The organism is Draconibacterium sediminis (assembly GCF_000949475.1).
GTDB lineage: Bacteria > Bacteroidota > Bacteroidia > Bacteroidales > Prolixibacteraceae > Draconibacterium > Draconibacterium sediminis.
The window spans coordinates 622404-634496 of the sequence record NZ_JRHC01000001.1; the positions used below are offsets into that span (position 1 = coordinate 622404).

At 40.4% G+C, this 12093-nt stretch carries 10 protein-coding genes; 2 read left to right on the top strand and 8 right to left on the bottom strand.

Going from position 1 to position 12093, the window contains the following annotated elements; translation table 11 throughout:
* Positions 1-5: 5 nt before the first annotated feature.
* The 3 genes from LH29_RS02465 to LH29_RS02475 form a co-directional block, all read right to left on the bottom strand.
* The gene (locus LH29_RS02465; protein WP_045025956.1) at positions 6-854 is read right to left on the bottom strand and encodes a damage-control phosphatase ARMT1 family protein; all 849 of its coding nucleotides are present in this window, start codon (positions 852-854) and stop codon (positions 6-8) included.
* A gap of 132 nt (positions 855-986) precedes the next feature.
* Complete coding sequence (locus LH29_RS02470) at positions 987-1742, bottom strand: ABC transporter ATP-binding protein (protein ID WP_045025957.1); 756 nt, start codon at positions 1740-1742, stop codon at positions 987-989.
* A complete protein-coding gene (locus LH29_RS02475) occupies positions 1739-2479 on the bottom strand; it encodes an MlaE family ABC transporter permease (protein ID WP_045025958.1) in 741 nt (246 codons plus the stop codon). Before LH29_RS02475 ends, LH29_RS02470 begins: the two co-directional genes overlap by 4 nt.
* 166 nt (positions 2480-2645) lie before the next feature.
* On the opposite strand from LH29_RS02475, the gene LH29_RS02480 reads away from it, so the two are divergent.
* Complete coding sequence (locus tag LH29_RS02480; RefSeq protein ID WP_045025959.1) at positions 2646-3734, top strand: mannose-1-phosphate guanylyltransferase; 1089 nt, start codon at positions 2646-2648, stop codon at positions 3732-3734.
* Positions 3735-3859: 125 nt separating this feature from the next.
* On the opposite strand, the gene LH29_RS02485 is transcribed toward LH29_RS02480, so the two are convergent.
* The 5 genes from LH29_RS02485 to LH29_RS02505 form a co-directional block, all read right to left on the bottom strand.
* Positions 3860-7300: an efflux RND transporter permease subunit gene (locus LH29_RS02485; protein ID WP_052670554.1), complete on the bottom strand. Its 3441-nt coding sequence runs from the start codon at positions 7298-7300 to the stop codon at positions 3860-3862.
* A gap of 21 nt (positions 7301-7321) precedes the next feature.
* Positions 7322-8443 (bottom strand): efflux RND transporter periplasmic adaptor subunit, encoded by a 1122-nt coding sequence (locus LH29_RS02490; protein ID WP_045025961.1) that lies wholly within the window; start codon positions 8441-8443, stop codon positions 7322-7324.
* Positions 8444-8467: 24 nt separating this feature from the next.
* Positions 8468-9811: a TolC family protein gene (locus tag LH29_RS02495; RefSeq protein ID WP_045025962.1), complete on the bottom strand. Its 1344-nt coding sequence runs from the start codon at positions 9809-9811 to the stop codon at positions 8468-8470.
* Complete coding sequence (locus LH29_RS02500; protein ID WP_045025963.1) at positions 9795-10421, bottom strand: TetR/AcrR family transcriptional regulator; 627 nt, start codon at positions 10419-10421, stop codon at positions 9795-9797. The genes LH29_RS02495 and LH29_RS02500 overlap by 17 nt, the downstream gene beginning before the upstream one ends.
* A gap of 192 nt (positions 10422-10613) precedes the next feature.
* A complete protein-coding gene (locus LH29_RS02505; protein ID WP_045025964.1) occupies positions 10614-11285 on the bottom strand; it encodes a 2-C-methyl-D-erythritol 4-phosphate cytidylyltransferase in 672 nt (223 codons plus the stop codon).
* Between the two features lie 53 nt (positions 11286-11338).
* Here LH29_RS02505 and LH29_RS02510 point away from each other — a divergent pair, with 53 nt between their 5' ends.
* Positions 11339-11989 (top strand): DUF2461 domain-containing protein, encoded by a 651-nt coding sequence (locus LH29_RS02510; protein ID WP_045025965.1) that lies wholly within the window; start codon positions 11339-11341, stop codon positions 11987-11989.
* Positions 11990-12093: the final 104 nt, after the last annotated feature.

The window sequence follows — 12093 nt, forward strand, 5'->3', positions numbered from 1 at the left end:
TGTGTTCAGTTTTTGCTTCGTTTCACCACAAAGTCCCCTTTTTCGGCACCAACCTTTTGGCCGATAACAGGGCATTTTATCATCAGCAGGTAAAACAGGCGCGGATCGTTTTGGTCCATTAATCCTTCAAAATTTCCCATACCTTTTGAAATGATGAGGTCGGCCGATCGGTAGATTTCCAAAAACTCTTTGCTTACCCGGTGCAGCAAGGTTGACGGCGTATTATCGCCATTGGTGATCAACGAAGCAACTTCGTGCAAACCAACTTCACGGGCTTCTTTTAAAGTGGCATCGTTTAAAATGGGCTGGTCGCGAACAGCAAAAATCACATTCGGGTGATCAATCGTTTCCAGGAAAAGTTTGTCCATTACAATCTCGCCACAATTGTCGCCCAGGTACAAAATGGTCTTAGCCTTTTTTATCGCTGCTTCTAATGCCTCCGAATCGTCAACGGCAAACGAGGTTTGGAATACCCGCTCAATGGTTTCGTCCACATCAAAACGGTGTGTTGGTCCAAAGTCGATAATGTTTCCGGCAATGGCGTATCGCAGTGCCGTATCGAATTTATCGACTGAGGTTTCCACCTTTGTTTTAAATTCGCTGTAACGACTCAACAATGCCTGGTTGCTTTCTTCTTTTTCAGTGCTATACGGATCTTTTACATCCGATTCTTTCGCCAGTTCCCTTAAAATATTTCTGGTAATCTCGGGCGAAAAACTTTTTTCGAGGTTAATGCCGGCAATGGATGAAATGGCCTGACTTACAATTTTATTTCGTTTTTCCTCTGCAATTTCGTACTTGTCCATACGTTTTTGCAGCGCTTTTACCTGGCAGATTAGGCATTCGTAGTTCATGCTAAAAAAGTTTGAAGCCGGAAGTCAGAAGTTCTGGTTCCGAGTTGGGAGTAAAAGTAACAGAAGTTTCTTAATTGAAGCGTATTGAGCTAATGTTTGAAAATATATTTATTATAGAGTTAATTTTTTATATTACTGCCCCTTCTTCATCTGTGCATAAAGTTTATTCGCAAAAATAAAATCTTCGAGTTTTTGGTTGTCCGATTTTAGAATATCTTCCTTGGTACCTTCCCATTCTTTCTGGCCATGCGAAATAAACAGCACCGACTCGCCAATTTCGATCACCGAGTTCATATCGTGGGTGTTGATTATGGTGGTCATCTGAAATTCTTTGGTAAGGGTTTGAATGAGTTGATCGATAACCGTTGCAGTTTCAGGATCGAGGCCCGAGTTGGGTTCGTCGCAAAACAGGTATTTCGGATTCAGTGCTATGGCACGGGCAATGGCAACACGTTTTTGCATACCACCACTAATTTCGCTGGGCGAAAGATTAAAAGCCTGTTTATCAATGTTTACATGGTCGAGGCAAAATTCAACACGTTTTTGTTTTTCCGCCGGACTCATTTTGGAAAACATATCCAATGGGAAACGAACGTTGCCTTCCACCGAGATGCTATCAAACAAAGCACCACCCTGGAAAACCATTCCCACCTCACGGCGCAGAATTTTTCGTTCCTTTTGATTCATCTGAGTGAAATTGCGGTCGTTGTACCAAATCTCACCACTATCCACCTCGAACAGACCCAGTGTTGATTTCAGCAAAACAGTTTTTCCCGAACCGCTTCGGCCAATGATCAGGTTGGTTTTTCCCTGTTCAAACACGGTTGAAATATTATTCAGAACCGTATTGCCGTCGAATGTTTTTACAATGTTTTTAAGCGTAATCATGTTAATAGCAAGCGGGTTAAAATTAAATCGAAAAACAGGATAAGAATATTGGTGTTAACCACGGCTTTTGTACTGGCTTTACCCACTTCGAGGGCACCGCCCTGCACGTAGTAACCAAAATAGGCCGGCACCGAAGCCACCAGAAATCCAAAAAACAAAGATTTTATTAACGAGAAAGTAATGTAATAGGGGTAAAACAGCCACTGGATACCGGAAATATAATCGGGAATAGATATTACCCCTGCAATTGGCCCCGTAACCATACCGCCCAGCAAACCAAAAAACACACTGATGATATACAAAAACGGAAAGACAAATACCACTGCAATAATCTTTGGAAGAATAAGGTAGCTTGCCGAATTTACGCCCATGATTTCAAGCGAATCGATTTGCTCGGTAACACGCATGGTGCCAATTTCGGATGTAATATTTGAGCCTACTTTCCCGGCCATAATAAGGGCCAGCATGGTTGACGAGAATTCGAGTAAAAGCGTATCGCGTGTACCCAAACCAACCAGCTCAACAGGGTAAAGAGGATTTGCCATACTGTAGGCGAACTGGATAGTCATAATTCCGCCAATAAAAACCGAAATGATAATTACGATTCCAACCGAGTTTACGCCCAGGTTATCGATTTCGTGAAACAATTGCCTGATATACAGCTTGTGTTTCTCGGGTCGGGCAAAAACCCGTTTCAGCATCGAAAAATATCGACCAATATGAAAGAAAAACCCCATTGTTTATAGTTTCTTGCTAATGTAATCGGCTAAAATTACAACTTAATATGCGGAAACAAAATTTTTATGAATTTGAATCGGGCTGAGGCAACAATAACAAAATAATTCCGTATTTTCAAAGTTACAATCTCAGGGAAGATTAATAATACGAACAAAACACATTCAGATGGCTAACAATTTTTGTGTGATAATGGCTGGTGGAGTAGGAAGTCGATTTTGGCCACTTAGCCGTACAGCACGTCCAAAACAGTTTTTAGATATTTTAGGAACAGGAAAAACATTTATTCAACAGGCATACGAGCGGTTTCAGGAGATCGTACCCAAAGAAAACTACCTTGTTGTAACAAACGCATTATATAAAGATCTTGTAAAAACGCAGCTTCCCGAGCTTAAAGACGAGCAGATTTTGCTGGAACCCCTGCGACGCAATACTGCACCGTGTTTGGCTTATGCTGCCAATAAAATTGCCCTCACCGATCCTGACGCAAATATCATTATAACGCCGTCGGATCATTTTATACTGAAAGAGGAGGAGTTTAAAAAACAAATCCGGAACGGGTTGGAATTTGTTTCAGAAAAACCGGCTTTATTAACGTTGGGAATAAAACCCTGCCGTCCGGAAACCGGTTATGGTTATATACAGGTGAAACGGAAAAAGGAGTTTAAGGATCTTGACAACCTGTATAAGGTAAAAACCTTCACCGAGAAGCCCAACGAAGAGATGGCGAAGATTTTTATCGAAAGTGGAGAGTTTTACTGGAACTCGGGAATTTTTATTTCGTCGCTGTCTACCATGCTCGAGTCGCTGCAACAGCATTTAACCGAAATTGCATTAAAATTTGAACATGGACGAAAGCTGTTGAATACCGCCAGTGAGGAGCCTTTTATCCGGAAAACATACTCCGAATGCCAGGCCATATCAATCGATTATGGCATTATGGAAAAAGCGAAAAATGTGTATGTGCTAACGGCTGATTTTGGCTGGAGCGACCTGGGAACCTGGAGTTCGTTATACGAAAACAAGGAAAAAGATGTACAGGGTAACGTAATTCGGGCCGATAATGTGATGTTGTATGATACCGAAAACTGCATTGTAGATATCTCGAAAAATAAAATGGCAGTAATTCAGGGACTTGATGGTTTTATTATTGCAGAACGAAACGATACCTTAATGATTTGCCGACGCGAAGATGAAGATCAGATAAAGAAATTTGTTACCGATGTTCGCATTCAGAAGGGCGATTCGCTGGTATAGAATTCTAAAATAATTGTACGCAGATAACGCAGATTTCAGGAGTAAGATATTTTTTCTCCTCGATAATTACAATAAAAAAACGGGTAGTCAATAATGGCTACCCGTTTTCTGTTAAAAGCACCGGTTTATTCCGATACTTCTGCTTTTTTAGGTCTATTTTCTTCCGGTAAATTACCGGTCCATTTTTTTATGGTGTAATTAATCCGGATGGTAATCATATACATCACCGGAGAAAGTAACAGGGTTAAGAAAGTGGCAAAGGTAAGACCAAAAATTACAGTCCACGACATTGGCCCCCAGAACGCTACACTTTCGCCTCCGATTGATATTTGCGGATCGAAACGTGAGTACAAGGTAAAAAAGTCGAAGTTTAGTCCTACAGCCAGAGGTAACAACCCTAAAACAGTTGTAACTGCGGTAAGTAATACCGGGCGTAAACGGGTTTTTCCGGCATGTACCAATGCGTTTAATTCTACATCTTTAGGTAGAAATGCTTTCTCTGAATAACCAAGTTCCAATCGCTTGCGTTTACGGGTAAGATCGATATAGTCGATAAGTACAATTCCGTTATTTACAACAATTCCGGCCAGCGAAATAATTCCAATTCCGGTCATTATTACTACAAATTCCATTTGGAAGATTCCCAAACCGAGGAAAACGCCAATGGTGCTGAATATTACTGTTGCTATGATAATTGCAGGGCGGATAAACGAATTAAACTGGGTTACCATAATAATCATAATCATGGCCACCGCAATAAGGAGTGCAAAGAACAGAAATTCCATACTTTCGGCTTGTTCTTTCTGTTCGCCCGTAAACTCATAGCTATAGCCTGCAGGCATTTCGTAATCAGCCAGAATTTGCTCAATACGTGCATTAATTTCATTGGCATTGTATCCTTCTACTACTCCCGATGAAATAGTAATTACGCGTTTAAAATCGATGCGACTGATTTTATCGTATGAACTGGAAAACTTAAACTTAGCTACTGATGAGATAGGTATAGAATTATCATTTACATGTATCTTTTGATTCATCAATGTAGAAACGTCATTTCTGTACTTTTCATCCAGGCGAACGAAAATGTCGAACTCGTCTTCACCATCCTTAAACTGACTGGCTTCGTATCCGTAAATTGCATTTCGGAAAGCCATTGCTATTTGTTGCGTAGAAAGTTCGTATAATCGTGCTTGCTCACGGTCCACTTCAATCAGCATCTCCGGTTGGTTCGTATTAATGTTCAACTTTAATTCATCGATTCCAGGGATGTTGTCTTCTTCAATAATTTGCAGGAAATCGTCAGTAATTGCAATTAGCTGGTCAAATTCATCGCCGCTAATATCTATGTTTACAGGATTTCCGGTAGGTGGTCCCATGTCGCCACTTTCAACAAATATTTTTGCGCCAACAAAGCCATCCAGATCTTTAGAAATTTGCTGCATAATGGCACTGGTATTGGCTCCATCCCGATACTTAAATTGTACAAAGCTCACCGAGATTAAACATTTGTTTGGGCTTGATTCGTCCTCAAACATTCCTCCTTTTCCAACACCTACGTTAGTTGTTACCGATTTAACAATATCGCTATATGGCGAAAGTGTATTTTTTACAATTGCTTCAACTTCGCTGGCCACTTCATCAGTGCGCTCTATGGAAGTTCCAAGAGGCAGTTCCATACTAACAAAAACGGTATTTGGCGGAACGTCGGGGAAGAATACCATTTTCGGATTACCTCCAAAATAGAATCCCATTGAGAATAAAAGCAGCAATATCGTTCCTCCAAAATAAATATAGGGCCATGGTCCCGACAATGCATGTCGCAACTGGCGCGTATAGAGGTTCTCAAGTTTAACGAGTAATATAGTTTGGAACCAACGTGCCAGACCTCTTAAAACAAACAGATTTAAAAGCATCAGACCAGCTATTGTTGCCAATAAGTTAGCTACTAGAAATATTTGTCCGGCATAGAAAAAAACTGCTGCTCCGCCAAGAATTGCAGCATTTCGCAATACACGCTTTTTATTTGCCTTTTTTGTGATATCATCAATTTTCATAAATCCTGCAATAAAAGCAGGATTAAGAATGAGGGCCACAAACAATGAAGAGGCAAGCACAACAATTAATGTTTGCGGGAAGATTTTCATAAATTCACCTATCATGCCTTCCCATGCAAGAAGTGGGAAAAAGGCGGCCAGCGTAGTAAGTGTTGACGAAATAATGGGAAAGGCGATTTCGCTTACCCCGTGTTTTGTGGCTTTTAGTAGCGGAACTCCACTACTATATAAGCGGTAAACATTTTCAACCACTACAATGGCATTGTCAACCAACATACCCAGTGCCAGTATTAGCCCGTAAAGTACCATTGAGTTTAAGGTAATGCCCAATTGTTGAAGAATAACAAAGGACAAAAACATAGACAAAGGAATGGAGAGGCCGGCAAAAAGTGCATTCCTGAAACCAAGAAACAGAAACAGCACAAAAGTTACCAGTATCATTCCGAGAATAATACTGTTTTCAAGACTCGAAATGGTATTTTCAATCTCGATTGTCATATCATCAGTAACCACAATATTCAGATCTTTGGGAATTTGCCCGCGAGCTTTTAACTGGTCTATTCCATTAAAAACATTTTCGGAGGCAGAAAGAATATTTTCTCCTGATTTTTTGGTTACCGACAGCGTTACAACGGGTTTATTATCTACCCGGGCAATGGTTGCCTGTTCCTTATAGTCATCAACAACAGTGGCAATATCACGAATATATACGGGTTTGCCCATGTTTACTTTTACTATGGTATTGGCAATTTGGTCGATACTGGTATAATTGGCATCGGTACGAATGGTTCGTCGGGTTTGGTCGGCAGTAAACTGACCGGCCCCCATGCTGATGTTTTCCAGCTGAATAGCAAAGGCTACATCATCAAATGTAAGGCCTACGGCATCAAGCTTGAAAGGATCAATGTTAATTTGGATTTCTCTTTCTTCAACTCCACGGATGTTTGCCTCCGAAATTTCGCTGTAGCTTTCGAACTCCTCTTGCATTATTTCAGCATATTTCTTCAAATCACGAATACTGTACTCTCCCGAAACATTTACATTCATAATTGGATATTCGGATAGGTCGAAATCAGTGACAAAGGGATCACTCGGCAGGTCTCCGGGAAGTTCCGATTTGGCTTTATCAACACGGTCTTTAGTATCCTGTAGTGCCTGTTTAATGGTAACGTTCGTATTAAATTCAACAATAATAACACTTGCATCCTGATATGATGCTGACGATACTTTTTTTATCCCTTTCAGGCCTTTTAGCTCTTTTTCGATTGGCCGGGTGCACAAATTCTCAATATCAACCGGTGAGTTTCCGGGGTATAAAGTTTGGACAAAAATATACGGCACAACAATTTCAGGCATAGCTTCGCGGGGCATTTGGTTGTACGAAAAAATACCAAATACCACCAGCAGGGCGGTGAAAATGTATACTGTTATTTTATTTTTTAATGAAAGAAGCGTGGGCTTAAACACACGCGTAATTTCAAATTCTTTGTTTTCAGGTTCTTTCTCCATCATGAAGAGTTTTAAGGTAGTTGTTTAATTGATTTGTACAGCTGTTCCGTTAACAACCTGATTATAACCCTCTGAGATTATCCTCATTCCGGCGCTTAGCCCATCAATAATTTCAGTCATGTTGTTGTTGGTAACACCAGGAGTAACATAAACTTTTCGAGCTACATCTTCTCCATTTTCTTTTTCAACAACATAAGTGTAGTGGCCGTTAAAGTCTTCCTTAATATAAAGCAAAGGCACAACAATAGCCGAATCGTTTACATAGTCGCGTAACGAAATCACGGAAACCAGGTTGGGCTTGATAAGGTTTGTGGGATTATTGATGTTGATACGCACGCGGAATGTACGGTTATTAGGATCGATGGTATTACCGATCTGGTTAATTTTGGCATCAACAGTTTTGTCTAAGGCCGGAAAACGAATTTCAACATTGTCGCCCTGGTGTACTTTGGTAATGTACGATTCGGAGATATCGCCGTAAATTTTAATGTTGCCGGTATTAATTACCTTGGCAAACGGTGTTTGCGGGCTGCCGATGTTTCCTTTCTTTTGGTAAACAATGTCAACCACCCCGTTAATAGGCGATTTTACCTCTGACATTTCAATTTGCGTATTTAAACTTTGAATCCTCTTTTCAAGACTTTCTTTATTGTTTTTGGCCTGCAGGTATTGCATTTCAGAGCCAATGTTCTGGTCCCAAAGGTTTTTCTGACGCTCGTAATTTGTTACGGCCAAATCCAATTGTACCTGCAGCTCTTCAATCGAACGTTCCAAAACATCGGTGTTAAGGCGCGCCATAACCTGCCCTTTGCTTACCTGTTGTCCTTCAGATACCAGTACTTCTTTTATAATTCCTGCCGATTCGGGACTTACATTCACATCCTGCTCGGCTTCAACTTTTCCGGTAACTTCAATAAAGTGTTCAAACTTTTGATTTTCAAGCGTGTTGGTTTTAATATTAACCAGTTCTTCGGTTTCGTTAGCAGATAGTTCCATTTCAAGCACGTGTATTTGTTGCTCAAGCGTGTGAACCTGCTGCTTTAATTCCTGCAATTGTTCTCGTTTGGCGGCTTCGTCGGTAACCTTTGTATTTCCGCAAGCCGAAACTATAAGTGCGGTTGTTAAAATGAATAGAATCTTTTTCATCGTATATATTTTTTTTGTTTTCGTTTATAATGCGCCGGCGGCTTTTTTCAGATTTAAATCGGCTTGCAGCAACGATAACGTTGAGGTAACCAATTGTTGCGAGGTGGTTATGTACTGTGTTTCCTGCTGTGAAAGCTCGGCACTGCTAACCATTCCGTTATTAAATTTTATTTGTGTTTTATCCAAAATGCTTTTTGCCAGATCGCGGTTTTCGCGTGTGTTTAAAAACTGTTCGCGTGCCGTTTCCATATCAGCCGATGCCATTAAGTAATCTTTCTGAAGTGTTACCTCAGCGTAACGCATATCGTTTTCTGCTTTGTCGAGTTCGATACGCGCCCGTTGTACTTTTGCACGTTTATTACCTGAATTGAAAATGGGAATCGATGCCTGCACTCCTATTAGCGACGACGGGAACCACTCTTCTTTAAACAGGTTGGCTTTGTTGCCGTATGATGTACGTGAGTAGCTGTAAAAAGCATTAAGCTTTGGCAAATAAGCTACTTTTTCCAATCGGTACAGTTTGTCTGAAACTTCAAAATTCGACTGGGCCAAACGGTAATCGATGTGGTTGATCAGATCAAGATCGATAGAATTCAATTCCTGCACCAATGGCGAAACGAAAACATCCAGGTCATCAGTTAATTCAATCTCCTGGCTCAGATCGAAGCCCATGGTATATTTCAGAACCGTTTTGGCAATTGTTAATTCTCTTTCCGAGCGAAGTACTTCGTTTTCGGCATTTTTTTGCAAAATTCTTAGCTGGTCAACATCTTGTTGTTCGCGAAAACCATTTTCGTAATACACCTTGGTTTCTTCGTACAAACGGGTGCTGTTTTCCAAACTTTCAAGCATAACCTCGCGATAACGTTGGCTAATTAACACGGCGTAGTAGGCCTGTGCCACTGCACTTCGTATGTCGATCTCCGTTTTTTCGTTGGCTTGTTTGGCCAGGTTTAAATACAATTCGGCCGAGCTCACTCCAACAATCCACGAACCATCGAAGATTTGTTGTGATACGCTGAATCCGAAGTCGGCATTGTAGTCCTGACCAAATTTTACAGGAATGTAAGTACCAGGGTCTCCTCCAAAAAATTCACCGGGAATTAGAGAAACCGGCAGATTCAGAAATGCGTTGTAATTAGCTGTTCCCGATACCTGTGGCAATCCGGTTGTAATGGTTTCCCACACCTGTTTTTGGGCGATTGTCACATCTTGTTTCGTATTGAACAAAACATACGAGTTTTGCATGGCATATTGTGTGGCCTGGTCGAGCGAAAACCCGGTGTTTTCTTCCTCCTGAGCTTTCAGCGACAGTCCCACAACTGACAAGAATAAAAACAAGATGATTTGTTTAATTTGTTTCTTCATACTGAACTTTGTTAAGCTGTTTTTTATAATATTTTATTCCTTTCTCGGTACAAATAGCATTCATGTGGTAGTCCATCATGCTATCGAAAAATGCGAGCGAGTTTACTTCGTACTCTTCAAAAATTCCATAATCCGGATTCATGGTGTACAACATTCTTCCCACCTGTAGTTTGGCAATCAGGTACGGATCAAGATCGGTGCGATACAGGTCTTGCGTCATTCCCAGTTTCAGGTTATCGATGGTACTGGTAAAAATGCGCTCGCGTTTTACCTCATTAATCTTTTTATACAATCCGGGATAATATTTTTTTAGGTCCTTCTCAATGCCATTGTTGTAGAACTTAAAAATGAATGCCATATGCTTGCGAATGAGTAGAATACTATCGATGGCATTTGTATCATCCAACTCCTTAAAAGTTTTTCCACTTTCTTCAATATAGAACTCGATAACCTGGTTTACCAAATCTTCTTTATCGGTAAAATATTGGTAAAGTGTTTTTTTCGATATCCCGAATTCGGCTGCCACGGTGTCCATGGTAACCGCACGTATGCCTTTCTTAAAATAAAGATGGCCCACGTTTTCTATAATGTATTTCTTCTTTTCTTCCACGCGGCAAAAGTATGCTTATTTTCTCAGGAAACTTTAGTCGTGTAAAAAGTTTTTCCACGACAGTGCGTTTAAACTTCCCAGTTCTATAGCCTTTTAAATCGTATAATAGTTACACAAAACTATTCGATTTGAAAAAGTTTCCGTGGTTTTAATCGGTGAATGGCGAATATTTACCAATAAACGCCGATTATGCTATTGTGGAAAAAGAAAGGTTTTGGCGATGATAAGATCCTGGGGCCAGGTAATTTTAATGTTTTCGCGGTTGCCATTAACAAGATGAATTTTATGTCCGGCGTTTTCAAGTACGGAAGCATCGTCGGTAAAATTTTCGTGTTGAGCCTTTTGGTAGGCTTCCTTTATGGTTTGTACATCAAAAGTTTGTGGTGTTTGTACCAAAAAATATTTACTTCGGTCAACCGATTTATTGCCATGTTCATCCGAATAACGAATCGACTCTGCCGGAGGAACAACCGGTAAGGCGTTACCCGATTTTTTGGCTTCCGAAAAACAGTGCTCAATGGTTTCCTTTGTAACAAGCGGACGAACGCCATCGTGGATAAAAACAATGCCATCGTCAACAATTTGTGCGAGCCCGTTTTTTACCGATTGAAAACGATTTTCGCCGCCAAAAGCAAGTTTGTACGATGTTGCGAAAGCATGTTCTTTGCAAAGTTTCTTCCAGTGTTCAAGCTGTGTTTCGGGTAAAACCAGTACAAATTCAATGTTGGGGTCAAAACGTAAAAAGGCTTCAAAAGTGTACATCAAAACGGGCTTCCCTTCGATTTCGAGAAACTGTTTCGGAACGGAAGCCCCCATTCGGTTTCCGCTGCCGCCCGCAACAATTAAGGCAAACTTTTTTAGCATCAATTCTGTTTTTTGTTTACATTGAAAGCTAAAATAGTGCAAAATATTCTACTATGGAGAAAGTTCTTGGATTTTTAAAGCAGCTGGAGGAAAACAACAATCGCGAGTGGTTTAACGATAACCGAAAATGGTACGATGAAAGCAGAGAAAAGCTGCTTTTTCTTACCGATGTGCTGATTAATGAGATTGGTGAGTTCGATCCGGCGGTGAGGGGTTTACAACCCAAAGATTGTGTTTTTAGAATCTTCCGCGATGTGCGGTTCTCAAAAGATAAACGCCCGTACAAAACCAATTTTGGCAGTTTTATTTGTAAAGGAGGCCGGAAAAGTATGAATCCGGGTTATTATTTTCATATTGAGCCCGGTGCTTGTTTTATTGCCGGCGGAGTATATATGCCACCGGCACCGGTGCTAAAATCGATAAGGAATTATGTGGCTGACCATGCCGAGGAATTTCTGGAAATTACCAATGAACCCGAATTTAAAAAACAGTTTCAGGAAATGTATGACGATAAATTAAAGCTGGCTCCAAAGGGTTTTCCGAAAGATCATGAGCACATTGATTTGCTGAAATACAAATCGTATATTTATTCAAAACCGCTGGAAGATAAGGTAGTTACCAGCGATAGTTACATTAAAAAAGTGGTGCAGCTTTACGAACAACTTTATCCGGTTAACGTATTTTTATACGAAGCCCTGGCCTAAAAATTATTTTTATTGTTTCTTAATAAAAGTTCGTAGGGTTACTTTTTACAGCTCTAAAGAATATTATAATATAAGACCCTTATTTTTTATCTTCCCGATTTCAA

Excerpts from the sequence above, each read along its gene's own strand:
- LH29_RS02465 (WP_045025956.1), bottom strand. The coding sequence starts at position 854 with ATGAACTACGAATGCCTAATCTGCCAGGTAAAAGCGCTGCAAAAACGT.
- LH29_RS02470 (WP_045025957.1), bottom strand. The coding sequence starts at position 1,742 with ATGATTACGCTTAAAAACATTGTAAAAACATTCGACGGCAATACGGTT.
- LH29_RS02475 (WP_045025958.1), bottom strand. The coding sequence starts at position 2,479 with ATGGGGTTTTTCTTTCATATTGGTCGATATTTTTCGATGCTGAAACGG.
- LH29_RS02480 (WP_045025959.1), top strand. The coding sequence starts at position 2,646 with ATGGCTAACAATTTTTGTGTGATAATGGCTGGTGGAGTAGGAAGTCGA.
- LH29_RS02485 (WP_052670554.1), bottom strand. The coding sequence starts at position 7,300 with ATGATGGAGAAAGAACCTGAAAACAAAGAATTTGAAATTACGCGTGTG.
- LH29_RS02490 (WP_045025961.1), bottom strand. The coding sequence starts at position 8,443 with ATGAAAAAGATTCTATTCATTTTAACAACCGCACTTATAGTTTCGGCT.
- LH29_RS02495 (WP_045025962.1), bottom strand. The coding sequence starts at position 9,811 with ATGAAGAAACAAATTAAACAAATCATCTTGTTTTTATTCTTGTCAGTT.
- LH29_RS02505 (WP_045025964.1), bottom strand. The coding sequence starts at position 11,285 with ATGCTAAAAAAGTTTGCCTTAATTGTTGCGGGCGGCAGCGGAAACCGA.
- LH29_RS02510 (WP_045025965.1), top strand. The coding sequence starts at position 11,339 with ATGGAGAAAGTTCTTGGATTTTTAAAGCAGCTGGAGGAAAACAACAAT.